Here is a 26,045-nt window from a genome sequence, read left to right on the forward strand (position 1 = left end):
CCTGAGAAAAAGAAGCAGCTACCAGAAGCGGCTCTGAATGGAGTTCCTATGTCTTTGATAGGTAAAGTTGTATTCAAACTGGTATTTATCCCATATATTGATAGCACTCAGTTCTTTGCCACTTTCCTTTCTTTCCACCTTAATCTCTCCTTTTATGCGTAAAACTTACTCGATGAGGCTAGTCTTGGCAGTAGGCTGGCTTCTCGTATGCGTACTATTCACTACGCAACTGGCGGCGCAGCCTGGGGGCGGAGGGCGCGAGTCCTACACCTTGCAAGGGCGCGTTGTGGATGAGCGGGGGCAAGCGCTGCCTGGAGCTACGGTCTTGCTGGGTGGTACCACGCTCGGTACCGCTACCGGCGCCGATGGCACCTACAGCCTGTCAGCACAAGTAACGCCCGGAACCTATACCCTCACGTTTTCTATTATTGGCTACCGGCCTCAGTCTCGATCTATCAGCTTGGCAAGCACCCCAACCGTAAGCACTGATGTCACGCTCACGGAGGCCCTTCAGACCCTGGACGACGTGGTCGTAATTGGCTCCACCATCAGCGTAAATAAGCGGGAGCTAGGCAACGCCATTAATACGGTAACGGCCCGCGACTTAGAGCAAACCGGCACTGGGGGCGCGCTCAACGCCTTGCAAGGCAAACTGCCCGGCGCGCAAATCGTGCAGAACTCCGGCGACCCGTCGGGCTCTATGTCGGTGCGGTTGCGGGGTATTCACTCGTTGCGGGGCTCCTCAGACCCACTTTATGTTATCGATGGCGTAATCGTGAGTAATAGCAGCACGAACGTGTCGCAGCAGGCCGCGGGCCCCGACATTGGGACGGCTAATGCCGGCCAAAACCGCCTCGCCGACCTCAACCCTAACGATATTGCCAGCATCAATGTCATCAACGGAGCAGCAGCAGCGGCGCAGTATGGGTCGCGAGCTTCAAATGGGGTGGTGCTCATTACCACCAAACGAGGCAAGACAGGCGCAGCACGGGTATCTGCCTATGCTAGCTTCAATATAAATGAGCTGCGCAAATCCGTGCCCGTCAATACCTACGGCCAACAGTTTGGCTTTGCGGGGCTACGCCTGTACACAATTGGAGCTCCCACCGCCCAGCAGATAGCGGCCAACCCCGGCATTACGACCACAAGCGTTACAAGGGCCGGAGCCACTACACTATTGGCCACCAACTTAGTAGAAACTCCACGCTACAACTACTTCAACGACGTTTTCCGGACGGGCTACGGTACGGATAATGGCGTATCTATTTCGGGCGGGGCAGAGCGGACGCAGTACCTAGTGTCGGTGGGCTACCTGAAAAATCAGGGTATTATTGAAGACACCGATTTTACGCGTTACAATGTGCGGGCCCGCGTCGATCAGCGCTTGGCCAACTGGATCAGGGCTTCGGTGGGAGTGGCTTACAATAACAGCTTTTCCAATGAGAAGGCAAATGGAAACGTATTCTACAGCCCCATCAACTCCATTAACATCACCAACAATATCTACGACATCAGCCAGCGCGACCCCAATGGCAATTTGCTGGCCGTAGAGCCTACCCGCGTTAATCCGCTGTCTACTATCGAGGACATGAAGTTTACGCAGTGTATCAACCGTACCATTAGTGATATTCAAATTAATCTGACGCCGTTCAAGGGTTTTTCGGTTGATTATATCTTCGGGGCAGACACGTATTCCCAGGTGGGGGAGAACTACATCCGGCCTTACCCATACCAAGCTGCGGCCGGCCTGCCGTTACAGCGCTACCCATCCGGGTTTGCAGCCAATGCAAATAATAACGTGCTGCAGCTCAACTCCGACGTGAACGTGGGGTACGACCGGCAACTGACCGAAGACTTTAAAATGACGCTATTGGCTGGCTACAGCTACCAGTTCCTGCGGGGGGAGTTGGTGCGCACGCAGGGCCAAAATCTCGCGCCGTTTATTACCACCGTGAGCGGAGCCGCCAGCAACACAGTAGCTTCCGGCGCCGAATTAGATCGGTTTGATTTGAGTGGAATTTTCGGGCAAGCCACCTTTGGTTTCCGCAACTTGGCTTTCCTGACGGGGGCCATTCGCCGCGACCGATCATCGAAGTTCTCGTCCTCCGAAACCAACCAGTACTATCCTAAAGTGAGTGCTTCGGTGGTGCTCTCCGACCTAGGCTTCTGGAAGGATGCAGCGTACGCCAAGACTTTCAACTCACTGAAGCTGCGCGCCAGCTACGGGGAGGCCGGCAACCTGAACGGTACTGGCTCCTACGACCGGTTTTATCAGTTTACTCCTATTGGCTTTCAGGGCCGAAATACCTTCCTGCCCAATGCGCAGCTGGCAAACCCCCGGGTGCGGCCGGAGCGCGTAGCCGAACTGGAAGTGGGGGCCGACCTGGGCTTCTTTAATGACCGGCTTGGCTTGGGCGTAACCGTGTATAATCAGAAAACCACCGATCTGGTGGTGAACCGGCCGCTGGCGCCGTCGCGGGGCGGTTCATCCATCGTGGAGAACGTGGCTCGGCTCAACAACAAGGGCGTGGAAGTGCAGCTGAGCGCTGCCCCAGTGCGAACGGCCGATTTCAGCTGGGACTTCACGGCCATTTACAGCCGCAACCGCAATAAGATTGTGGACTTGGTGGGTTCGGCGGCCATAGCGGTCGACAACGTGGCCGGCGCGCCGGTGTATCTGATTAATGGACAGCCCGCGGGCGTATTTTATGGCTCGGCGTATGCCCGCAACCCCGATGGCTCCCTGCTGCTGACCCCTCAGGGCTTTCCGCAGGACGAGCGCACTACGGGCCAAGGTGTCGGCTCAATTGACTTCACACCGGCTCGCACCGCCGAGGGCCAGCCCAGCTACGCACCGGGTACTACTATTGCCAACGTCATCATTGGCAACCCAAACCCGGATTGGACTGGCTCATTCAGCACCAGCTTTACGTACAAGAAGCTCTCTTTGCGAGTGCTGCTCGATGCCGTGCAGGGCGTGGATGTATTTAATGCGGACTATCGTACCCGCCAGGGCGTGGGGCTTGGCGAACTGGCCGAGCAGGAACTGCGGGGGGAGATTCCACGCGGCTACATCTTCGCCGTGTATAACACCCAGGAATTCCGGATTGATGATGGCTCGTATGTGAAGCTTCGCGAAACGGCCCTCACGTACACATTGCCACCCATCAGTAAATTCATCAGCGACCTCAATGTGTCGCTTATTGGCCGCAACCTCTATTCGTGGGACGACTACAAGGGCTTCGATCCGGAAACCAGCGCGGGTGGCGCTTCCGATTTGTTTCGGGCGGTGGACTTTGGTAACGTGCCGATTCCGCGCACTTACCAGCTCCGGTTGTCGGCCACTTTCTAATGGGGTTTCCTCTTCTCCAAACTAGCCAATCCATGAAAAAGATACTGATACTGCTGGCTGTGCTGTCGATGGCCATGAGCAGCTGCGACAAAGAATACCTGAACCCCAGCACCGCTAGCGACGTGCAGGTGCTAACCAACGCCGACGGCCTGATTACGGTATGCAACGGTTTGCAGGCCCGCTTCACGACGGGTGGGGCGCTGAGTCCGCTCTACAATACCGTGGCGGCTGGGGGCCTGAGCACCCGCGAGCTGACGGTAATTAACGTCGGCAACATTGAGGAATTTAACGTCAGCCTGGGGGCCGGCAACGTGACGAACCTCAACGGCGTGGTGCGCAACCTCTGGACCCAGTCGCAGCTGGTGCGTGCCAATGCTGACCTTGTGCTGACCAACGCCAACAACGCTACCGACCCTGGCACGCGTAGCGGCATCATTGCCTACGCCAGCATCTTTCGGGCCCTGGCAATTGGTACTTTGGCGCAATACTTTGAGCAGGTGCCCATTGTTACGCAGGCCAACGCGCCATTCGTGAGCCGCGTGCAAGCCCTACAGTCGGCTGTAGAGCAGCTGGAGGCAGCTGCTACCCAATTGAATACTGCGCCCGTATCGGCCGACTTCAACAGCAAAATTATTGGAGGCATTAACCTGCCCAACACCGTGCAGGCCCTTATTGCCCGCTACAGCCTGATGGCCGGCGACTACGACAAGGCCATTGCGGCCGCCGGGCGAGTGGATCTGGCAAGCCGCTCAGTGTTCAGTTTCGACGAGCTGGCCCGCAACCCACTGTTCGAGGTTGCTTTTGGCAACCGCAACGTGTTCGAGCCGACCAACGTGAATCTGGGTTTGACCGGCGCGTTGACTCCCGAAGCCGGCGACCGGCGCATTCCGTTCTATACGCGCGCCAACCCCACCGCTACCCAAAACCGGGGCACGGGCTTCTATAGCGCCAGCGCAGCGCCCATTCCGGTGTATGTGCCCGGCGAAATGCTGCTGATTCGGGCCGAGGCGTATGCTCGCAAAAATGACCTTGCCAACGCCGTGCTGGAGCTCAACCGGGTACGCACCAGCACGGCGGCCGCCACTACTGTTACCGGCGGCCTGCCCACTGCACCTCCCGGTGCTGGCTTGGCGCCGTATGCTGGTCCGCTCACGCAGGAGGCCGTGCTGTTGGATATCCTACGAAACCGTTCTGTAGAGCTGGCTTTCCAGGGTTTCAGGCTGGACGATAGCCGCCGCTTCAATCGGCCTGGGCCGGGGGCGGCTGGCTCCGAGCGCAACCGCAATTTCTACCCATACCCCCGCACTGAGCGTGAGAACAACACAGTTACGCCTGATGACCCAGCGGCGTAGCGCCAAGCAAGCGAATACAAAAAAAGCCCCCGGAACTTCCGGGGGCTTTTTTGCTGAATGGAAAGATGCTAGTCTACAGCGCCTTCACATCCAGCGCCAAGCTTACACCGGTAGCCGTCCGGTTTAGGCCGGTCACCGTGAAGATTACATACTGTTCGCCGCCCCGCACGCGGGCTACATACACGTCGCCTACCAGCACGCTGGCTACGCTGGCAACCTGATTAGCAGCGGTGGCCGTGAGATAAGTCTGACGAACGCTGTTCAAGGTAGCTGCCGTGTACACGGCAGCAGTTGTTTTTACCAACCGGGTAGTGTTCAGGGCATCCAGCTTCACCTGGTTGGTGGCAATGCTGGTGATGGCAATATCCTTCACCGTAGCCGCGTCGGCGGCAGTGGCCGCGCTGAAAGTGGCGAAGTTGAAAGCTGCCAAGTCGCCGCCGGTAGTGCCGGTGTAGGTGAGCGTGATAGGACGCACCGCCGCCAGCGCTGTGGGCGTACCGGGCGTAATAGCAGCCGACGTAACCGAAGCCGTACGGGCCGGTGTGCGCACTTTTGCCTCAAAGCGGAAGGTAACAGGCTGCCCCGCCGAGTTGGCCGGAACCGTTGCATCCACATTCAGCGTGGTAGCCGCGCCGGTTTGGGCTCCAACGGCTGGGAGGCGCTGGCGCAGTAAGCGCCGTTCAGCAGTAGTTCCAACCCGCACGTAGGTAATCAGGCTGTCGAGGTCTTTGTAAAGAATGCTCGTGACAGGAGTTGTAGCCGTGGCTGACGTCACGCCGTTCACGTTCAGCGTCAGGTTGTAGCGCACTACGTCGCCGGCTACTACGGGGCCAGCGGTAGGCGCCGTTACGTTCGCGACGCTATTGATGCGAATGGTGGGCGTGGGTTCAGCTACCCGAAAAGAAGCAGAGCGGGTTTTTGATTGGCCATTTTGGCTCACCAAGCGCACATCTACCCGGATTAGCGCTTTATTGGCCGCCTGGGGCACCACGTAGCGCACTACCAGCGTATCGGCCCGCTTGAGGCGGGAATAAGCCGGCTGATACGGAATGGTTTGGACCACCACAGAGTCGCGACTGGGCTCTACTTTTTGCAGCACCAGTACTTCCTTGATTGGCTCGCCCTGAGAGGCAAAGTTTATCTCCAATGGTACTGTTTCCCCCACCGCATACTTAGTGTCGGGGTTACTGGTGCTCGCCAGGAGGGTTGGGAGTTGCGGCCCGACCTCGGTATAGTTTTCGTCCAGCTCATCATCACAGCTGGTGGTGAGGCCCGTGAGCGTCAGTAGCAGGAGGGGAGCGTAGCGTTTTAGAAAATGCTTCATATGCAGCGTTGCGGAAGTAAGTCAGTGAAAAAGGGGCTGGGGGGCAAATCTGGCCTTATGGCTGATCCCACCATACCGGCTGAGCAATATAATCGGGGGCATTTGCTCCGATGCGCGCAATCTCGTTCGGGTTGTACAGCACTTCCGTGGCGCCGGGCAGCAGGCGGCGTGGGAAACGTATGCTCGCCGGAGTTGTTGGCGTAGCAGCCGTTACTAAAGCCTGATTTACCCCACTTGGTACCCGGAAATTCACGTAAATGGCTGGGTTAAAATCAAAGCGGCGCAGGTCAGACCACGATTCCGGATTCAGGAACATGGCGATGTACTTCTGCTCCATAATGCTCTTCAGGGTCAGGTCGGCGGCGCTTTGCGGCACGGCCGTGCTAGCCAAATAAGCCGTAATCTGGGCTTCGCTGATGGTAGGATACGCGACCACCGGTATGCTGGTGCTGAAACCGCCTACCCCGATTTTGCGCATGTGCGCCCGAATACCTTCTTGGAAAGCGGTGAAAGCCCGCGCCCGGTTGTTGGCCCGGAAAGCGGCTTCTGCCTCAATAAACTTCAGCTCGTGGTAAGTAATCAACTCAAAGTAGCCCAGCTCGCGGGCGTACCAGCTCGCGTAGAAATCCGTCTGCACGGTGGTTGGCTGCGGACCGCCGCCCAGGCCGGGGTCGGCGCCAGTGCTGGTGGCCGTAGCCATAATCGGCAAACGCGGATCGACTACGCCAAACGTGCGCCCGTCCAGGTACTTGATAAAGTTGGCCGAGAAAGTGGAGGTCGCAAAGTTGTTGCGGGTAGTACCAAAGATGTTGGTAGTGCTTACCAAAGGAGCCACAGCTACTTGAAACTGAAGCTGCGCGTCATCGGCCGTTGCCTTAAAGCCTTGGTCGACCAGCGCCAGAATAGCGTTGGGGTCGTAGGAGGCCTTCTTCGTCAGGTGATGATTTTGCCGGGCCTTCAGCGAGTTCGCCAGCTTAATCCATTTGGTTACGTCGCCGCGATACAGAATATCGCCGCTGACGCTAGGCGCGGTCACGTAGAGCGGGCGGAAGTTGGCCGAAGCAGGCTTGCTCATTTCCACGATGCCTTCGTCGAGTAGCCGATTGATAGTGGCATAAATCTCTTCCTGCGGATCGTACTTAGGCGTATAGTTCTGCGCGCCCAGGAAAGCTTCCGTGTACGGAGTGTCGCCGAACATATCGGTGGCGTGGCTGAGAATCAGCGCCATCATGATTTTGCCCGCGCCCACGTAATACACCGAGCCTTCTGCCTCGGCGGCCGCAATCATCGGCGGAATATTGCCCCCCGAGTAGAAGTACGTGTAGTTGAAGGAGTTGGTGCTTTGGGCGTTGGTGTAGAAGTAGTTATCTACGGTGTTGCCGCCCGTGCGGCTGACCAGATACTGCGTAATAAAGGGTGTGCGCAGGGCCGTGAACATCTGCGTCTGCGCGCCGTTGGAGATAATGTTCGGGAGCAGGAAGTTAGGCGTGGCCGTAGTGGGGTTGTTCGGGTCGGTGTTCACGTCGAGGAAATCGTCGCAGGAAGTGAACATACCACCGCCCAGCACCAGGCCCAGCAGGAGAATGAGTTTTTTCATAAAATAAAAGACAGAAAAGCCCGAAAAAGCCCCCAGCGGAGGTCGGGCCGATGAAGTTTAGAAAGTAACGCGCACACCCATATCCACGCCGCGCGTGGCTGGCACGCTACCAAAGTCGAAGCCGTTGGAGCCGCCACCGCGCACGCCGGCACCAGCCGCCGAAGTTTCTGGGTCAGCGCCGGTGTAGTTGGTGAGCAGCAGCAGGTTGCGGCCCGTTACGCTCAGCTCTAGGCCCTTGATGAAGGACTGTCCAAACGTAGCCGCCGGAATGTTGTAGCTCAGCGTAGCATAGCGCAGACGCGTCCAAGACACATCCTCGATAAAGGCCGAGCCTACCGTACCTAGCGTATTCTGGTAGTAGCCCTGAGTCAGCTCCACGGGGCGGGTGTTTTGGGTGTAAGTAGTTGAGCCGTCGGCGTTTGGCGTGGCAATTACGCCGTCAAATACCACTTCCTTGTACCGGTCCAAAGTCCGCTCGCTCAGGCCGCTGGTGCGGGTTGCATACCAGTCGTTGCCGTTCACTACTTTGCCCCCCTTGCGGAAATCAAGCAGGAATGTAAACTGCAGAGCCTTATAAGTGAACGTATTGGTAAGCTGAGTAGTGAAGTCCGGTGCGCGGTCGCCTTGGTAGGTAAAGTTGGCATCTACCAAAGGATAGCCAGTGGTAGGGCTGATGAGCACGCGGCCATCGGGGGCGCGCTGCCAGTCGCTGGCACCAATACCGGTGATGGGCTTGCCGGGGTAAGCGCCACCCTGCGCAAAGTCAATAATAAAAGCGTCCGACTGGTTTACCACCGTCAGCACGCTGGGCAGCTCTACCGTTCTGTTTTCGTTGCGGTAGAAGTTGGCCAGTACGTCCCAGGTAAAGTTGTTGGTTTTCACCGGCGAGCCATTCAAGGAGATTTCGATACCCTTGTTCTCCACGGTGCCGCCATTGATGTACTGCAGAATGAAGCCTGTAGCCTGACTCACGCGGGGGGCAATTAGCTGGTCGGTGGTGCGGGTGCGATATACGTTGGCGTCCAGTCCGAGGCGGTTTTGCAGAAAGCGCAACTCCACGCCCAACTCATACGAGCGGCTACGCTCGGGAATAAGCAGGCTGTTGGAGCCGAAGAAACCGTTGCGGAAGCCGCCACCGATGTAGGTGTTGGCCGCCAAAGGCGATTCCACGCGGTAAGGGCCAGTGTCTTTGCCCACTTCAGCAATAGAACCGCGAATCTTGCCGTAGTTCAGAATGGGGTTCTGCTCTAAGCCTAGCGTGCGGGTAAACTCGTAGCCCGCTCCGATAGAGCCGTAGCCAAAGCCTTTGCCGTAAATCTTGTTCTTGTCGGGGCGGGGCAGGGTAGACGAGATGTCATAGCGCCCGCTCAGCTCCACAAAGAGCTGATCCCAGAACACCATGCTCAACTGGGCAAAGTTACCCACCAAGCGCCGCTGTACGTTGCTGGTTAGCGCGTTGCGGTTTACGGTGTTGTTGATGCTGATAAAGTTCGGGTTCTGAAAAATCAGACCGATAACGTCCGTCTTCTCATTGCGAAGCTGCTCCACGGTGTTACCCAGCGTCAGGGTACCGCTGAAATTCTCGCTGAACTGATGGTTCAGGGTCGCCAGGAAGTTGGAGTTCAGAATGCGGTTAGCGTTGGTGGTCTCGGCAATACCGCCATCCTGGTTGTTCACCAAGGAGGTACCCACAGCCCGTACCGAGCGCACGCGCTCCTGGTAAAAGTCGGTGCCCAGGGTATAGCTGAAATTCAACCACTTATAGGCCGCAAAATTCAAAGTCGCGTTGCCGATAAAGCGGTTGGTGCGGTCGGTTTGGGGGTTGCGGTTTACCGTAAAGTAAGGGTTGTCGGCGTCGTTGGCGCTGGTAGATGCACCCGTGAGGCGGCGACGGCTGCCGTCGGGGTTCAGGTAAATGCGCGCATCATCGTTGCGGGGCCAGTTGAGCAAGCTGATCAAATAGCCCCCGAGCCGCCAAACAGGCCGGGGCCCTGCACGGGGCGCTCACCGCCCGAGTTCAGGTAGTTGGCCGAGGCGTTGGCGCTGAACTTAGGCGAAATCTTCACGGTGCCCGCTAGGCGTACGGAGGCTTTGTCGTACTTGCTTTCGGGTGTAATACCTTTCGAGTCGAGGTGCTGAACCGAGAGGAGGAAGCTGGCTTTTTCGGTGCCGCCCGTCATGTTCAGGTAGTTCTGGAAAGAGGTGCCTCGCTGGTAAAAATCTTCCAGGTTGTTAAATACTGTTTCGCCGGGCGCAAAGCGCGGGCCCCACGACTGGCGGGTGCCTGGGTCAGAAATGCCCAACGAACCCTGCTTGTATTGGTCCTGTAGCTTAGGCAAGCGGTTCACCTGGTCCACCGAAAATTGCGTGCGGTAGTTGAGCGTAATCCGACCCGCCGTGCCGCTCTTGGTTTTGATGATTACGGCGCCGTTGGCAGCGCGCAGGCCGTAGAGTACGGCCGCTGCGGGGCCCTTCAGCACCGTCATGCTCTCAATATCCTCGGGGTTAATGTCCGAAGCGCGGTTGGTAGTGCCCACCGAGCGACCCAGAATGCCATTGAAGGCCGAACCACCGCCCGGCGCCGTCGATTCGGCAAACGAGGAGTTGTCCATAATCACCCCATCGATGACAAATAGGGGCTGGTTGTCGCCGTCGAGCGAGGTGCCTCCCCGAATAACAATGGCTGCGCCCTCGCCGGGGCCACCACCCGAGCTGGTGATGTTTACGCCCGCGATTTTGCCTTGCAGGGCATTCACGATATTCGGCTGGCGCGAGTTGACCAGTTCGGTGCCCTGTACTTCCTGCACGCTGGTAACAATGCTGCGTTGTTCTTTCTCGATACCAAACGAAGTCGTGACCAGTACTTCCCCCAGATTGGTGGTGCTCGTGGCCAGAGCGACATCAACGGTAGCACCTGTAGCGGGTCGCTCTTGGGCTGTGTAGCCGATAAAGCTAAAAACGAGAGTGCTGCCTTCAGCTACATTGCTGAGCGTGTAACGACCTTCGGCATCAGTCTGAACACCGTTGGTAGTTCCTTTCACAATGACGTTCACGCCCGGCAGGGGCGAGCGGTCCTCGGCGGCTGTTACGACGCCGGTTACGGTTCGGGTGGTTTGGGCATGGACTGGCGGGGCTAACAGCCACCCCAGCGCCAGGAAAAACCATAAAAGTTTTTTCATAGAAGGGAGAGAAAGGTGAATAGATGAGGCGAGTGGAAAAAAAGAAAAGACCGGAATCCGAGCGCTCGAAGCAGTTGGATTCCGGTCGATGAAACGTCCGAAGTTATTGGGGGACAATACACAAGCAAGTACAAGTACCCATAGAAAGAGGGAATAATCGAATTACAAAGTCAGCTTTACTGGGCGGCAACTCTGCGATTCTGCGCTTCCAGAGCAGAAAAATATGAGTTAAAGCTAAATGCATGATTTAAGCTGCACAACTATATATGTAATTTTATTTAGTGAAGCTTATACCGAAAATGAGTTCAGCCGAATCAGAGGAGCATTTCCTAAAGCGTTTCTTTACCTTGGCGGGGCTGGCGAAACGGGACCTCTCCGATTATTCAGGCTGCCTGACGTCTGCTTTTTGTTTCTGGTAAACCTTACCTCTAGCTCATTTAACCTATGCAATCCACTACGCAGGCCGCCATCGAAACAACGCACACGGTACCGTTGGTGGAGGCCAGCGGCCCGGCCCGGCTGGTGTCGCTCGATGTATTTCGGGGCATCACCGTCATGGCCATGATTCTGGTGAACAACCCCGGCAGTTGGGGCCACATTTATGGGCCGCTGGAGCACGCCAAATGGCACGGCTGCACCCCCACCGACCTCATATTCCCCTTCTTCCTGTTCATTGTGGGTGTCAGCATTGTGTACGCGCTCGATTCGGCCAAACAAGATAAAAGCCGCCACCCGCAGCTGTTGCTGCGCATTGTGAAGCGTTCAGCTATTCTGTTTGGGCTGGGGCTGTTTTCGGCGCTGTTTCCCAGCTTCGTGTTCGAAACGGTGCGGATTCCGGGGGTACTGGCGCGTATCGCCGTTGTATTCTTGGTGTGCGGTACGATATTCCTGAAAACGAACTGGCGCACGCAGGCGTGGCTGCTGGGGGGCATTTTGGTGCTGTATAACATCCTCATGCAAGTGGTGCCGGTGCCCGGCTTCGGCCCAGCCAACTTGGAGCCCGCCACCAACCTTGGCGCCTGGCTCGATCGGCTCATACTAGGTGAAAATCACTTGTGGAAATCCAGCAAAACCTGGGACCCGGAAGGGTTGCTGAGCACCTTGCCCGCCATCGGGACAGGCATTGCTGGCATGCTTGCCGGGCAATGGCTGCGTCGGCGCAATACAGAGTCGGCCACTAAAGTGGCGTGGCTTTTTGTAGCTGGCGGCGCTGCTATTGTGCTGGGAATGAACTGGAATGGGTGGTTTCCAATCAACAAAAGCCTCTGGACGAGCTCGTATGTACTCTATACGGGCGGGATTGCAATAGCAATGTTGGCGGCTCTGTACTGGCTCTGCGACGTGCACGGCTACCGCGCCTGGACCAAGCCTTTTTTGGTGTACGGTGTGAATGCCATTACCGTATTCTTTCTGTCGGGCTTGGTGCCGCGCTTGCTGCAGATGATTAAAGTACCTGGTGCTAATGGCGAGTCGGTGGGCCTGCGCACCTGGCTTTACGACACGTTTTTTGTGCCCTATTTCAGTCCTATCAACGCTTCGTTGGCGGGCGCTATCGTGTGCGTGCTGATTTGGTTAGGGATATTGTGGGTGATGTATAATCGACGGATTATTATTAAGGTCTGATGAGCTGAATTGCGCAAATTTTACGAACAATAGTTATCTAGATGGTCATGCAGAGCGGAGCGAAGCATCTCGCGGGCTGATGTTAGGTTACTAATCTAACGGCGCGGGCGAGATGCTTCGCTCCGCTCTGCATGACCATCTAGGGTTTTGTTTTAGAAAGTATAGCCCGCGAAATCCTGACGCAACTTGGTTTTGAGCAGTTTGCCTGTGGCGGTGTGGGGCAATTGGTCCACAAATTCTACCGCGTCGGGCGTCCACCAGCGCGCAATTTTGCCCTCGAAGAATTGCAACAGCTCTTCCTTGCTGACTTCAGCGCCCGGTTTGAGCACTATTACCAGTAATGGCCGCTCGCTCCACTTCGGATGGGGCACGCCGATAACGGCTGCCTCGGCTACGGCCGGGTGCGCAATCGCGTGGTTTTCCAGATCAATAGACGAAATCCACTCGCCGCCCGACTTGATGACATCCTTGGAACGGTCGGTGATTTGCATGAAGCCATCGGGGTCGATGGTGGCTACGTCGCCGGTTTTGAACCAGCCACTTTGAGTTAGCTGCCCCGGCTCACCGGCCCGGAAATAGTCGCCCACGATGAAGGGGCCGCGCACGAGCAAGTCGCCGAAGGCAACGCCGTTGTGCGGCAACTCTTGGCCGGCATCGTCCACGATTTTCATGTCTACCCCAAAGATGGCGCGTCCCTGCTTGGTTTGAATGGCGAATTGCTCATCGGGAGAGAGGAGCAAGTGCTTGGCTTTGAGCGTGCAGGCCGTGCCCAGCGGACTGGTTTCGGTCATGCCCCAGGCGTGACGGATTTCGATATGTAATTCCTCATCAAAGGCTTTTAGCAACGCCGGCGGGCAAGACGATCCGCCCACAATCATGCGCTTGAGAGTGCTGAATTGTAGCTTTTTCTCCCGCATAAACGTCAGCAGGCCAAACCAAATAGTGGGCACACCAGCCGTAAACGTGACTTTTTCCTGCTCATACAGTTCGAACAAGCTAGCAGCGTCGAGGCCGGGGCCGGGCATCACCAGCTTACAGCCATTCATGGGCGCCACGTAGGGAATGCCCCAGGCGTTGACGTGAAACATGGGCACGACGGGCAACACTACGTCGCGGGCCGAGCAGTTGAAGCAGTCGGGCAGGGAGGCGGCGTAGCTGTGCAGCAGGGTGGAGCGATGGGAGTAGAGCACACCCTTGGGCTCGTCGGTGGTACCAGAAGTATAGCAGAGCGACGAGGCGGTGTTCTCGTCGAAAACGGGCCACTCAAAGTCAGCTGTTTGGGCAGCTAGTAGCTCCTCATAGCAGAGCAGTTCGCCGGGCAAAGTGGAGTCGGCGGGCATGTGGGCGCGGTCGGTGAGCAGAACCCAGCCGGCAACTTTTTGGCAGTGGGGGGCTAATTTCTCAGCCAGCGGCAGAAAAGTGAGGTCCAGAAATATGTAGCTGTCCTCGGCGTGGTTGATGATGAATACCAACTGCTCAGCAAACAAGCGCGGGTTAATGGTGTGACAAATGGCTCCCAGCCCCGACACGCCATAATACAGCTCGAAGTGGCGGTGGTTGTTCCAGGCCAGCGTCCCGATTCGGTCGCCCATGCCGATACCCAAACTCTTGAGCGCGTTGGCTAACTGCTTGCTGCGCTGGTGGGCATCGTGGTAGGTGTAGCGGTGGATGCCGCCTTCCGTTAGGCGCGACACAATTTCCGTGTCGGAGTGCCATTTGGCCGCGTGTTCAAGAAGCCCCGCGATGCGCAGGGGCTGATTCATCATCAAGCCGAGCATAGAAAAATGGGTTGGGTGGGAAACGGACGATACCGCTTTCTAAGCTAAGAAAAAACAACGATTGGTCTCGCGTGCGCCTCACCCCCCGGCCCCTCTCCAAGGGGTAACGCGCATTGAGCGTTTGCGGGGGTGCCAGACGCTCAGCCTACGCGGCTACGTCGGCTACTGCCTCCGCAACCGCTACAGCGCGATTAGCTTTAACACAAAAAAGCCCCCAGAGAATTTCTGGGGGCTTTTTTATAACGCTTCACTTCCTAACGAAAGCGGTAGCCGTACTGGAGGCGCGAGCCAAAAGTGCGGCGTAGAATGATTAGCGTCAGGCTCCCCCTCTTCCCTTGGAGAGGGGGCCGGGGGGTGAGGCCAATCGTTGAAGCCTCTTAATTCTCCTTCAGCACCGGCGATTCAGTGGGCGTACTTTTGCCCTGCTGCACCGCTTCGATGGCAACTTGCAATAAGTGACTGCGCACGCTCAGGTCGCTGATTTTATTGTTGTTGCGAGTTGGGTTGACCCGGTTTGAAAGGAAGATAACCACCACATCATACTGCGGATCGACCCAGAAGTAGGTGCCGGTGTAACCCGTGTGGCCGTAGCTGCTTGGGCTAGCATTTTTGGCCGAATTCACCGAGGGGTTGGCAGCAGGCCGGTCGAAGCCGAGGGCGCGACGATTGTCGGGGCAGAACTGGCAGCGCGTGTACTCGGCTATGGTCTCGGGTTTGATGAGCTGCTGTCCACCATACTTGCCATTCCAGGCGTACATCTGCACTACTTTGGCTAGGTCATTGGCGTTGCCGAACAGGCCCGCGTGCCCAGAAATGCCCCCCAGCAGAGCTGCGCCTTCGTCGTGCACGGTGCCGTGCAGCTGGCTGTGGCGGAACAAAGAGTCATATTCGGTGGGAGTAATGCGGCTAAGCGGGAAGCGGCGGGTGGGGTTGTAGCCCATAGTTGTCGCGCCCAACGGCTTATAAATCTCATCCACCACAAACTGATTGAGCGGTTTGCCCGAAGCTGAGCGCACAAACTGCGGATACATGATAAACGACAAATCGGAGTACACGTAGCCGGGCTTCTCATTCAGCGGCGACTCGGCAATGGCTTCGCGAATGCGCTCGGGGAAGTCTTTGCGGGCCCACAGATTGGTGGCAGCCTGATAGGGAAAGCGAGCCGACGAATCGGAGCGGAAGAAGCGGCGGTTTAGCTCCGATGGCTTGGTGGCGGATACGTTGGCTGCATCGGGACTTTTGCCAAACAGCTTATTAAAAATGCCGCGGGGCTTGGTATAATCTTTCCAGAAGGGAATCCAGGCTTTGAGGCGGGCTTGGTGGGTAAGCACGTCACGTAGCTTCAAATCCTGCTTGTTCGTGCCCACAAACTCGGGGTAAAGCTGCCCCATGGTCATGTCGGGGTTGAACTTGCCCTGATCCTGAAGGCGCATGAGTGCCGGCAGTGCCGCCGATACTTTCGTGACTGAAGCCAAGTCGTAAATGTCGGTGTTCTGCACTGGGCGCGGCTTTTTGCCCCCCAAGCGTGGATTGTCGGCGTAGTCGTGGGTGCCGTAGCTTTTGCGCAACACTACCGTGCCGTTGCGGGCAATCAGCACTTCGCCACCGGGGAATGCCTTGGCTGCCAACGCCTGCTGCATCATCGAGTCCACGCGGGCTTCGAGGTTGTTGCTCATGCCCACCGCTTCGGGGTAGCTATAGCTCAGGCGCATGCCGCCCTGGGTGCTGAGGCCGAAGCCGCGCGGGTAGTCGTCGGAGATGGTGACGGGCAATTTGCCTTGGGCGCCAATGCCGCCAAAAATCATTTGCGCAGTCAGATCCTGGGCGTTTCTGCTTTCCTGATACGCTAGTACCACGGCATCGGCGCGGGCTAGGTCGCGGACTTTGGCCACGGCGTAGGCATTGCCAAACACGCTGACTACAATGCGCTGTTTGGCGGTTGCCAGCTCTCGCAGGAGCACGTTGGTTTCCGGCGTTACTCCAAAGTTGGTAGCTGGCAACCGGCCTAAGTTATTCAGACCGACAAGCAGCGTATTGTAGCCTTTCAGCGCCTCCCGAATCTTCACTAGCTCATCCAGTGTAGGCGTGGCCGACAGCCAAAAATGGTCGGCTGGTGCGTAGTCCGCCACCATGCGCTGGAAGTCGGTGGTGTCTTTGGTGCCGATGGCCACCGTGGCAATACGTAGCGTGTCCAGGCCTTGCAGCGGCAGCATGCTCTTCTCGTTGCGCAGCAAGGTTAGAGACAACTCGCTCAGGCGCTGACTCAGGTAGTTGGCGTGCGGGGTGTTGAGGTCCTTGTACAGGTTTTTGAGGTCGATGGGCTGATACTTATTCAGCCCCGCCCACTCCTTCAGCGCCAGTACTTTGCGACAACGGCGGTCAATTTCTTCCTGCGTGATTTCGCCCCGATTAATGGCTTCCCGAACCATCGTTAGGGCCAGCGGAATATTTTTGGAGAACTCCAACACGTCGTTGCCGGCGAGAAGGGCACGTACATCGCCTTCACCGGGCGGGAACATATTGGTGAGGCCCTTCATGTTCATAGCATCCGTGAAAATGACGCCTTCAAAGCCCATTTTCTCCTTCACCATGCCCGTCACGATGGGCTTGGAAAGGGTGGAGGGAATGCCAGTGCTGTCGAGGGCTGGGATGTTGAGGTGAGCAATCATAATGCCCCCCAAGCCGCGCCGCATCAGGTCGCGGAAGGGAAATAGCTCCAGGGTGTCAATGCGGCGCTTGTCTACCCGAATTAGGGGCAGGGCGAGGTGAGAGTCCGTGTCAGTGTCGCCGTGGCCGGGGAAGTGCTTGGCTACGGCGAGAATGCCGTTGTCCTGCATGCCGCGCATGTATTGGTAGCTCTTGGCCGTTACTTCTTCGCGGTTGTCGCCCCAGGAGCGGTAGCCAATGACGGGGTTAGCCGCGTTGTTATTCACATCGACCACCGGCGCAAAGTTGACGTGCATACCGGTGCGCTTGAACTGGCGGGCAATCTCGGCGCCCATCTCGTAGAGCAAGGCGGTGTCCTGCACGCCGCCCATGCTCATTTGGTACGGAAACCGCGTGGTACTATCCAACCGCATACCGATGCCCCACTCCGCATCCATGGCCACCAGCAGCGGCACTTTCGCTTGGGCTTGATAGCGGTTCAGCAACTTGCTTTGGCGCACTGGGCCGCCCTGGAAGAAAATAAGCCCCCCAACGCCGTACTGCTGCACCAACTGCGACACGGAGTCTTCATCGATGCGCTTGCGGTTAGAATACGCCGCCACCATAAAGAGCTGCGCCACCCGCTGATCGGGGGTGAGCGTGGCCATCACCGAATCAACCCAGTGTGACTTTGCCAGTTGGGGGGCAAAAGGCACCGGCGCGTTCAGTGAAACCGGCTTTATCGGAGCAGCAACTTTAGGTTTAGTCGGTTTCTTCCGTCGTTGCTGGGCCGAAGTGGCGAAAGGCAGGAACAACAGAAGCAGGATGAAGAGCGAGAAATTCCGGGGCGTAAGCAAGGGCGCAGGGTTCGGGTGGAAGTCAGCCGTAAAAATACGGCAACCCACGAAGTTATGCGAGAATACCTGAGAAAGTGGATCGGAAATAAAGACGAACAGGCTGTAGACTAATCTAGAGTTTTCCATATGCCCTTCATGCCGAGCACAGCGAAGTATATCTACCACCCCATTTGTCATCCTGAGCTTGCGAAGGACCTTATAGCAGTTGAACGACTCGTTCTCAGGTGAGAAGGTCCTTCGCAAGCTCAGGATGACAGAAGGGTTAGTTAACGACTCTAGGCAAGATGCTTCGCTCCGCTCTGCATGACGTTCTACTTATTGGTCAGTTTTGTTGAATTCGAGATAATAGTCGCACAAAAAAGAGCTGAAGATATCTTCAGCTCTTTTGGCTCACCAACAGAAGTCTGTATTACTGAATGACTGTTTTCTCCGCGTAAAAAACCTCTCCGTTTTCGCCCTTCAACTCCATAGTTGTTAGGAGCTTTTTGCCTTTCTGCCGAAGGCGAAACAGAGCATAGTGTTTCTGATTGACCAGCGGACCTACGCGGTATTTATTTGGCTCGCCAGTGTTGTTGGTAGCTGGGTGCGTGAGGCCACTGGACGTGACTTCGTACACGGGATAAGGTACGCTAGGCACGGTCATTTTAGCTATTTCGCCAATGTGGCGGTCGCCGCTCATGAGCAGCACGCCTTTAGCTTTCGTGCTGGCTAGCAATGCCAGAAAGCGCTGGCGGGCAACCGGGAAATTGGCCCATTTCTCATACCGATGCTCTTCGGCCAGAAACTGAATGCCGGAGCCAATAATATGGGCATCGGCGTCGCTGTTGGTCAGTTGTTCTTCCAGCCAACGCCATTGCGCCTCGCCCAGAATATCGCCGGTAGGGTTGGGTTGATACACTTTGTTGGCGTCCCGAAACAAGGCATCTTGATGGTAGCGGTCATCGAGCAAAATTACCTTCACTCGTTTCTTCCCGACAGTATAAGTATACGCGGCATAAATGCCCTCCTGCTGGCGGCGGGGGCTGGCAGCAGGCTCCTGCAAGAAGTCGAGGGCTAGTTGCTGACTTTCTTTTTTGGGGCCAAACGATTTGTCGCCATCGTTGCGGCCATAGTCGTGGTCGTCCCAGGTACCGATGACGGGGACTTGGGTGCGGAAGGCTTTGTACTCGGGTTGGTTGAACTGCTGGTCGTACTTGGCTTTGAGCACGGTCATGTCTTCCGTGTCGCCGTAAATGTTGTCGCCCAGCCAGATCCAGAGGTCCGGTTTATCCTTGGAAATTGTCCCCCAGATGGTCTGCGGAAGGTCTTGGCGGTCGCAGGAGCCGAAAGCAATTGTCATTGCTTTGTTGCGCTGAGCCACGGCCGTCGGGCTGCCCAGAGTTAAAAGTAAACTCAGGATCAGGAGATAGTTTTTCATGCTGCAAATATGAAAAATAGAGCAGAAGGAGCGACGTGCTTGGTGTGAAGCTACGGTTATAAAAAGCCCCCCAGCCGTCAAAAGCATCCGCCGCCGGTCTAATTTTTGTGAGTCGGGCACACGCCACGCCGCCGCTGCGCGTTAAGTGTGCTACTTGCCTTGAAAACTAACCGACTCTTGCCCTTGAATACGCTCCTGATTTTTCTTGCTTTTCTTCGTGTGCGCCTGCTGGGCGGTAAACTCGCTGCCCGCTTTGGTGTCGTCATACTGTTGGTTGGTGGCTTAAGCCACGGCGCCTATGCCCAGTATCCAGTGCGGGGTATTATCCGGGATAAAGAAACCAAGGAGCCGCTGCCATTCGTGGGCATTGGTGTAAAAGGCACCACTATGGGCACGGCCAGTAATGAGAATGGGGAGTTTACCCTGAGCTTGCCCTCGGTGCCGCAAACGCTGATTTTTTCCGAGCTAGCCCATATAAAGGATACCGTGCGGGTTACGCAGGCAGGTCAGTCGTTGGAAATAGAGTTGGCGCCGGCTACAGTGGTGCTGTCGGAGGTGAAAGTGGCCAGCTACGCCTACCAGCTGGTAGACCGCGCGTACCAGCAGATGAAGAAAAACTACGGCCGCAAATTCTACGGCAAAGCCTATTACCGCCAGATTACGCGCATCGACAACGACCCCACGGAGCTGCTGGAAATGGTGTGGAATGCCAAGTCCAACATCGCCCGCATTGAAGGCACGAGCATAGCACAGGGGCGCTACGCTGCCAAGCAAGCCCTGATCAGCGACAAAAACTTTTCGCTGTACACCAAAGCTTTCGGTCTCTACGACGACAAGGCCGACACAACCAAAGCGCTGGGCTTGTTCAGCCCCAACGTAGTGGCAAACTATCTGCTGGAAATAAAAGGCGTGTTGGAGAAAGGAGAGACCGGCGGCGTGGCCGAAATTGCCTTCGAAACGCGCCCCGAGCAAACCAAATACCGCTCGAAAGGCACCGTCTGGATTGACGTGGATACCTACCAGGTAATTCGCTACAAAATGACCACGCCCCAGCTTACCCGCAAAGCCAACAACCCGACGTTCTCCTTCAAAAATACGGAGCTGGAGCTGGACATGGTGTTTCAGAACGATACTACCGCCGTAAACCCATTGGAGCACATCAAAGCAGACATGACCTACGATTTGGTGCGGCCTGGTTTGCCACCATCCAAAATGAAAGTGTCGGCGTTTACCTTCTTCTATGACACCAGCCGCAAGCCTACTAACCTGACATACAACAAAGTCACCAGCAACGAGCGCGACCTGGAAACCATCCGAAAGGTGAAATACGACCCTGAGTTTTGGGCCAATAATCCGGTGGTAAAACGTACGCCGCTGGAAGATGAAGTAGCCAAGTCGTTTGAGCAGAAAGGCGCCTTCGGAACGATGGTGAAAAAGCCCGAGCCTAAGGCCGACGTCCGCATTCGCAATGGCCGAATAGAATAGCACGCTGGGGGGCTTTTTGCTAGCCCCAAAACAATACTTTTCAACACCACGCCCCAACTTCTGCACGGAGTTGGGGCGTGGTGTTTTTGATGAAAGTGGCATTTACTTATGTTGCTCCCATTCGGCCAGCTTGGTTCGGTGCTCCCAATAAATTCGATTGATAATAGCTGTATCCGGATTGGTGCCGAGCGCAATGGTAGTGCCTTGTTCGCGGGCGTAGCTATTCTCAATTTTGCCCAGGCGCTGGTAGCTGGAAAAATGCCCCCCAAATTCCTCCGAGTCATCCGTGACCAGTAGTATGTGGCGATATGGCTGGGCAGGGCGCGCGGGAAACCAGTACAAGTAGCTGCCATTGAAGCTATGCGCCGCTGGCATATTCCGCTCCCGATTATAGTAGTTTAAAGTCCCGGCCTGGCCGTAGTTATCGCACAGCACCAGCGTGCGGCTGCGCGAAGAGTCGGGCAGACTTTGGTACGCTTGCCAGGCTTTGTCGGCCAGCTCTTGCCAGCCCAGCATATCGGCAAAATCCTGGGGTAGTGGGTGAATTTTGCCGTCTTCCCAGCGGTTGGCGCCAGTGTTGCGGTAGGCTTCACCAATCTTCTGCATTTGGGCCGGCGGATAGAGCGCATAGGCATACGGAAACAGGGGTATAGCCAGCACCAGCAACACGGCCGGCAATAGGGGTCGCGCCAGCTTGCTCAGGCGCGGGAAGCGCTCCAACTGCTGCTCCAGCCACGCCGCGCCGGCCGCGAACAGAATAGGGTAATAGCCCAAGGCATAGTAGCTCTTGCCGTGCAGCACAGTCAGCAATAAAAGCCCCCCAATGAAGATTAAGCCCACGCTGCGGTACGGCCGAAAGGGTTGGTAGAACAACAGGGCCAACAGCCCCGGTACCCACACCCACAAAGCCGGAAAACACATCAGCAATTGGTCTTGCCAAAAGTCAGCCGCCGACACATTCACTAGCTGCGACTCGTGCAGCAAAGCCATATGATGCAGGAAGGGTATGCCGTGCCGCAGCTGCCAGATTAGGTTGGGTAAAAACAGCGCTAGGGCAATGCCAGCCGCTATCCAACCGGCTTTAGTGACCAGAATACGGCGTTGCTCAGTCAGAAGGAGAGCGGTGAGAAGTGCTCCGATGAAAAAGAAAGTGGTGTACTTATTCAGCAAACTCAGGCCCAGCACTACGCCAATACCATACAGGTAGCGCGGCTTTGGCTGGTGGCTGTAGGCAATCAGCCAGTAGCAGCTTAGCGTAAAGGCAAAGACCTCAAACGAGTTGGGTTGAAAGAGAAAGTTGAGGCGCGAGTAAGCACAGACGATATAACTGAGGCACGCCAGCACCTGCGCCCACTTGCTGCCGCCCAGCCGCTGGGCCGCTCGCCCTACCACATACACGGTGCCCGCGCCCCACAGCAAGGGCCAGAATTTTACCCAAAAATACCCCCCGCCCAAGGCCAGCGTAACCCAGCTTTGCATGGCCATCAGGGGTGGTACTTCTAGGTAGCCCCAGGCCAGGTGCTGGCCATAGTTGAGGTACAGATATTCGTCGCGGTGCAGCTCGTACACCCGGCTGGCCAACACGAAGCCCAGCACAAACTTAAGGCTGGCGAAGAGCAGCGGAATCAGACGTTTCATGTCGGAATATATTCGATTTGCAATAAATGCCGACGTTACGTTATTTCTGGCCGATTGATGCAGCCTTTTCAGAGTAGAGCCCTCTTATGCACCGAAGTAAAATAATGCGTTTGACCAACCATAAGGTTACCCTAACCCCGCTTCAGCCTGCAATGGTAGCCTTACTGTGTAACTGACTAGCTATATTGCTCCCCACTCAACTCCTCCTCATCTTTCACCCCTTTCCCCATGAAAAAACTAGCCCTTACCGGGTTGCTGGTTGGCTCGTTGCTAACCGCTTGTAATCAGCAGAAAACCACGGCCGATGGCGGCAGCGACACGGCGGCTACCGGCACCGCCGAAGTGAATGATCTGTCGACGCTGTTTGCGAATTTCTGGGAAGAAAACCTCAAGCTCTTTCCGCTGGACGCCACCACCCAGGGCGATAATCGCTACAACGATCGGCTGCCCAACGACCAGACCAAAGCCTTCCGCGACACGCTCCAGACGACGTATCAAGACTACCTTACCCAACTGCAAAAGTTTGACCGCGAAAAGCTGTCGGATAATGACAAAATCAGCTACGATATTTTCAAGTATGACCTTGAAAATAAGCTGGCCGGCCTGAAGCAGAATACCTGGATGATTCCGTTTCAGCAGTTCTGGGGCATGCCTCTTACGCTGGGGCAGTTTGGCTCGGGTTCGAGCATTCAACCCTTCAAAACGGTGAAGGACTACGACGACTGGCTGAGCCGCGCTAAAGGCTTTGCCGCCTGGGGCGACTCGGCCATCGGCAACTTCCGCAAGGGCATGGCCACGGGCGTGGTGTTGCCGCGTCCGCTGGTGGAGAAGATGATTCCGCAGATGCAGGATTTGGTGGTCACGGACCCCACCAAAAGCTTGTTCTACGGTCCGGTAGCCAAGTTTCCGGCTGGCTTCTCCGATGCGGATAAGCAGCGCCTCACCGCCGCCTATAAGGATGTTATTCTGCAGGACCTTGTGCCGACCTACCGAAAGCTGGGGACCTTTTTGAAGAATGAATACCTACCCAAAGCCCGCACCACCACGGGTATTTCGGCTATTCCTCAGGGTCCGGCTTTGTATACTTACCTAGTGAAGAACTGGACGACTACCGACAAAACGCCCGAGGAAATCTATCAGACGGGCTTGTCGGAGGTAAAGCGTATTCGCTCGGAAATGGAGCGGGTGAAGAACGAAACGGGTTTTAAAGGCGACCTGCCGGCTTTCTTCACCTATCTGAAAACGGACAAGAAATTCACGCCTTACCAAACGCCGGAAGATGTATTGGGAGCGTTCCGTGCCATTCAGGCCAAGATTGACCCGAACCTGAAAAAGATGTTTGGGCGCACGCCCAAAACGCCATTTGAGATTCGGCAGACGGAGGCTTTCCGCGCTGCCTCAGCCTCAGCCGAGTACAACCAGGGTAGCCCGACGGCTCGCGTCCGGGCGTGTTCTACGTACCAATCCTGAACGCCAAGGAGTTCAACACGACCTCGGGTATGGAGTCGCTGTTTTTGCACGAAGCCATTCCGGGTCACCACTACCAAACTTCCTTACAGCAGGAAAATGAAAGCCTGCCCAAGTTTCGCCGTTTTGCCTGGTATGGTGCTATGGGTGAGGGCTGGGCATTGTATACCGAAAGCCTGGGCAAGGAGCTAGGCCTCTACAAAGATCCGTACCAGTACATGGGTGCGCTTGGCGACGAAATTCACCGCGCTATTCGCTTGGTAGTAGACGTAGGTATGCACACTAAAAACATGACCCGCGAAGAGGCTATCAAATACATGATGGAGAATGAAGCCATCAGCGAGCAGGGTGCCACGGCCGAGATTGAGCGCTACATGGCCATTCCGGCGCAGGCACTGTCGTACAAAATCGGGGCGCTGAAGATCCGGGAGCTGCGCCAGAAGTATGAGAAGCAGCTGGGGGGCAAATTCAAGCTCAGCGCCTTCCACGACGAGCTACTGAAAGATGGTGTAATGCCCTTGGCCGTGCTGGAGCGCAAAATGGACGCCTGGGCCGCCACACAGAAGTAGCCTTGCTTCTGGTTACCTAAAGCCATGTTGTCTTTACTAAAAAGCCCCCAACTCCATTTGGGGGGCTTTTTTTAGCCTAGCTGCAGACACTGAAAAAGCATTTACATTTGATGAGTTCTACTTCTTCCAGATTTATGAAAAAACTTTTTCTCTTTGCCTGGTTAGTCGTCGCGCTGGTAAATACTGCCCTCACTACCCCGACCCTGGCTCAAACCGCCCTGCCTGCTACGGCGCCACTAGATGTGGCAGCCGTGGACGCTGCAGTGACCCGCACTTTGAAAGCCTTCGATGTACCCGGCATCGCCGTGGCCGTGGTCAAGGATGGAAAAATAGTTATGTCCAAGGGCTACGGCGTAAGTTCCCTGAAAACCAAGGCGCCGATGGACGCCAATACGTTAGTGGGCATTGCCTCTAATACCAAGGCTTTCACCACGGCGGCGCTGGGTATACTCGTGGACGAGGGCAAGCTGCGCTGGGATGACAAGGTGACAAAATACATCCCGGAGTTCAAAATGTACGACCCTTACGTGACAGCCGAGTTTACCGTGCGCGACCTGCTCTGTCATCGTAGCGGTCTGGGCCTGGGCGCGGGCGACCTGGCCCGGTATCCTGACTCTGCCAACTTCACCATTCAGGACATGATTCACAACCTACGCTATTTCAAGCCCGTGTCCTCGTTTCGCAGCAAGTATGATTATGACAACGTCCTGTACCTGGTAGCCGGAGAAGTAGTGGCGCGCGTATCGGGCCAGCCTTGGACTGCTTTCGTGGAGACCCGCCTGCTCAAACCCTTGGGCATGAGCCGCAGCGCCACTAGTTTTATTCGCCTTCCCGACCCCACAAATGTGACTGATGCCCATGTATTGGTGGAGAAGAAAGTGCAGGTTGTTCGGCGCTATTTGGGCTCAACTGCCGACCCGACTGGGGCCATGTTTAGTGCGGGCGGCATTTACAGCAGCGTGGCCGACCTGAGCAAATGGGCCCTGATGCTGCTCGGCGGACCCGGCGCTCCGGCGTCCCTGCTTAAGCCAGCAACTCAGCACGAACTGTGGTCGCCCCAAACCATTCTGCCTGTTGGCCCAGCCCCGGCTGTGCCCTCGCCATTCAGCTACAATACACACTTTGCGGCCTACGGTTTGGGCTGGAACCTGCGCGATGTGCGCGGCTATAAGGAAGTATCGCACACTGGCGGCACTACGGGTATGGTGACCAAAGTTACCCTGGTGCCCGAATTGCGCCTAGGCATCATCGTGCTCACCAATCAGGAAAGCGGCGCCGCCTTCACGGCCGTTTCCAACACCCTTTTGGACCATTACCTGGGCGTGACGGGCAAAGACCGGGTGCAGGAAATGACCGACATCATGAAGACGAGGACCGCCGGCAACACGCAAGCCGATGAGGCCGTGTGGAAACAAGTAGCCGACGCCCAGAAGGCCGCGCCTAAAAAACCGAAATACGGCGCCTACGTCGGCCGCTACCACGACGCTTGGCTGGGTGATGTGAACATCATTGCCCAGGGCAACCAGCTCTGGCTCAAAGCCAAACGCTCGCCCCGCCTAACGGGGCAGCTACTGCCCTATGAAGCCAACACTTACGTGGTGCGCTGGCGCGACCGTAGCTTCAACGCTGATGCTTTCGCCGCCTTCACCCTCGACGAGCAGGGCCGGGCCAGCAGCATCAAGATGAAGCCTATTTCGCCCGCGACTGACTTCAGCTACGACTTTCAGGATTTGGACTTGCAGCGGGTAGAGTAGCGGCGGG

The 26,045-nt window shown here is 56.4% G+C and carries 13 protein-coding genes and 1 pseudogene; 6 read left to right on the plus strand and 8 right to left on the minus strand.

The window, feature by feature from the left end; translation table 11 throughout:
* Positions 1 to 154 precede the first annotated feature (154 nt).
* Complete coding sequence (locus EPD59_RS06300) at positions 155 to 3,352, plus strand: SusC/RagA family TonB-linked outer membrane protein (RefSeq protein ID WP_240731644.1); 3,198 nt, start codon at positions 155 to 157, stop codon at positions 3,350 to 3,352.
* A gap of 32 nt (positions 3,353 to 3,384) precedes the next feature.
* Entirely contained in the window at positions 3,385 to 4,704 is a 1,320-nt protein-coding gene (locus EPD59_RS06305; protein WP_133272046.1) for a RagB/SusD family nutrient uptake outer membrane protein, read from the plus strand.
* A 73-nt stretch (positions 4,705 to 4,777) separates the two neighbouring features.
* Here EPD59_RS06305 and EPD59_RS06310 read toward each other — a convergent pair whose 3' ends face one another.
* From EPD59_RS06310 to EPD59_RS21770, 4 genes are read right to left on the minus strand one after another with little or no spacing between them, the layout of a single operon-like run.
* Positions 4,778 to 6,028, minus strand: a complete 1,251-nt coding sequence (locus tag EPD59_RS06310) for a hypothetical protein (protein ID WP_133272047.1) — start codon at positions 6,026 to 6,028, stop codon at positions 4,778 to 4,780.
* Positions 6,029 to 6,083: 55 nt separating this feature from the next.
* Positions 6,084 to 7,625 (minus strand): SusD/RagB family nutrient-binding outer membrane lipoprotein, encoded by a 1,542-nt coding sequence (locus EPD59_RS06315; RefSeq protein WP_133272048.1) that lies wholly within the window; start codon positions 7,623 to 7,625, stop codon positions 6,084 to 6,086.
* Positions 7,626 to 7,682: 57 nt separating this feature from the next.
* The gene (locus EPD59_RS21765) at positions 7,683 to 9,575 is read right to left on the minus strand and encodes a TonB-dependent receptor domain-containing protein (protein ID WP_205703488.1); all 1,893 of its coding nucleotides are present in this window, start codon (positions 9,573 to 9,575) and stop codon (positions 7,683 to 7,685) included.
* Between the two features lie 5 nt (positions 9,576 to 9,580).
* Positions 9,581 to 10,804: a carboxypeptidase-like regulatory domain-containing protein gene (locus EPD59_RS21770; RefSeq protein ID WP_205703489.1), complete on the minus strand. Its 1,224-nt coding sequence runs from the start codon at positions 10,802 to 10,804 to the stop codon at positions 9,581 to 9,583.
* A gap of 444 nt (positions 10,805 to 11,248) precedes the next feature.
* Here EPD59_RS21770 and EPD59_RS06325 point away from each other — a divergent pair, with 444 nt between their 5' ends.
* Positions 11,249 to 12,427, plus strand: a complete 1,179-nt coding sequence (locus EPD59_RS06325) for an acyltransferase family protein (RefSeq protein ID WP_133272049.1) — start codon at positions 11,249 to 11,251, stop codon at positions 12,425 to 12,427.
* Positions 12,428 to 12,579: 152 nt separating this feature from the next.
* Here EPD59_RS06325 and EPD59_RS06330 read toward each other — a convergent pair whose 3' ends face one another.
* From EPD59_RS06330 to EPD59_RS06340, 3 genes are all read right to left on the minus strand, one after another.
* Entirely contained in the window at positions 12,580 to 14,205 is a 1,626-nt protein-coding gene (locus tag EPD59_RS06330; RefSeq protein ID WP_205703490.1) for a 3-(methylthio)propionyl-CoA ligase, read from the minus strand.
* Positions 14,206 to 14,582: 377 nt separating this feature from the next.
* Positions 14,583 to 17,834, minus strand: a complete 3,252-nt coding sequence (locus tag EPD59_RS06335; protein ID WP_133272050.1) for a glycoside hydrolase family 3 N-terminal domain-containing protein — start codon at positions 17,832 to 17,834, stop codon at positions 14,583 to 14,585.
* Positions 17,835 to 18,117: 283 nt separating this feature from the next.
* Complete coding sequence (locus EPD59_RS06340) at positions 18,118 to 19,125, minus strand: alkaline phosphatase D family protein (protein WP_133272051.1); 1,008 nt, start codon at positions 19,123 to 19,125, stop codon at positions 18,118 to 18,120.
* A gap of 159 nt (positions 19,126 to 19,284) precedes the next feature.
* Here EPD59_RS06340 and EPD59_RS06345 point away from each other — a divergent pair, with 159 nt between their 5' ends.
* Positions 19,285 to 20,610, plus strand: coding sequence for a carboxypeptidase-like regulatory domain-containing protein (locus tag EPD59_RS06345; RefSeq protein ID WP_165963493.1), 1,326 nt, complete (start codon positions 19,285 to 19,287; stop codon positions 20,608 to 20,610).
* Positions 20,611 to 20,712: 102 nt separating this feature from the next.
* Here the strand turns inward: EPD59_RS06345 and EPD59_RS06350 are convergent, their stop codons facing one another.
* Positions 20,713 to 22,248: an ArnT family glycosyltransferase gene (locus EPD59_RS06350; protein WP_133272053.1), complete on the minus strand. Its 1,536-nt coding sequence runs from the start codon at positions 22,246 to 22,248 to the stop codon at positions 20,713 to 20,715.
* Positions 22,249 to 22,476: 228 nt separating this feature from the next.
* On the opposite strand from EPD59_RS06350, the pseudogene EPD59_RS06355 reads away from it, so the two are divergent.
* Together EPD59_RS06355 and EPD59_RS06360 are read left to right on the plus strand one after the other, a co-directional pair.
* Positions 22,477 to 24,284 (plus strand): annotated as a pseudogene (locus EPD59_RS06355) (DUF885 domain-containing protein).
* Positions 24,285 to 24,418: 134 nt separating this feature from the next.
* Complete coding sequence (locus tag EPD59_RS06360) at positions 24,419 to 26,038, plus strand: serine hydrolase (RefSeq protein WP_133272054.1); 1,620 nt, start codon at positions 24,419 to 24,421, stop codon at positions 26,036 to 26,038.
* Positions 26,039 to 26,045 lie beyond the last annotated feature (7 nt).

The sequence above is a fragment of the Hymenobacter radiodurans genome (assembly GCF_004355185.1).
Taxonomy (GTDB): Bacteria; Bacteroidota; Bacteroidia; order Cytophagales; family Hymenobacteraceae; genus Hymenobacter; species Hymenobacter radiodurans.

Coding starts and splice junctions, on each gene's coding strand:
- EPD59_RS06300 (WP_240731644.1), top strand. CDS start 155: ATGCGTAAAACTTACTCGATGAGGCTAGTCTTGGCAGTAGGCTGGCTT.
- EPD59_RS06305 (WP_133272046.1), top strand. CDS start 3,385: ATGAAAAAGATACTGATACTGCTGGCTGTGCTGTCGATGGCCATGAGC.
- EPD59_RS06310 (WP_133272047.1), bottom strand. CDS start 6,028: ATGAAGCATTTTCTAAAACGCTACGCTCCCCTCCTGCTACTGACGCTC.
- EPD59_RS06315 (WP_133272048.1), bottom strand. CDS start 7,625: ATGAAAAAACTCATTCTCCTGCTGGGCCTGGTGCTGGGCGGTGGTATG.
- EPD59_RS21770 (WP_205703489.1), bottom strand. CDS start 10,804: ATGAAAAAACTTTTATGGTTTTTCCTGGCGCTGGGGTGGCTGTTAGCC.
- EPD59_RS06325 (WP_133272049.1), top strand. CDS start 11,249: ATGCAATCCACTACGCAGGCCGCCATCGAAACAACGCACACGGTACCG.
- EPD59_RS06330 (WP_205703490.1), bottom strand. CDS start 14,205: ATGCTCGGCTTGATGATGAATCAGCCCCTGCGCATCGCGGGGCTTCTT.
- EPD59_RS06335 (WP_133272050.1), bottom strand. CDS start 17,834: ATGGAAAACTCTAGATTAGTCTACAGCCTGTTCGTCTTTATTTCCGAT.
- EPD59_RS06340 (WP_133272051.1), bottom strand. CDS start 19,125: ATGAAAAACTATCTCCTGATCCTGAGTTTACTTTTAACTCTGGGCAGC.
- EPD59_RS06350 (WP_133272053.1), bottom strand. CDS start 22,248: ATGAAACGTCTGATTCCGCTGCTCTTCGCCAGCCTTAAGTTTGTGCTG.
- EPD59_RS06360 (WP_133272054.1), top strand. CDS start 24,419: ATGAAAAAACTTTTTCTCTTTGCCTGGTTAGTCGTCGCGCTGGTAAAT.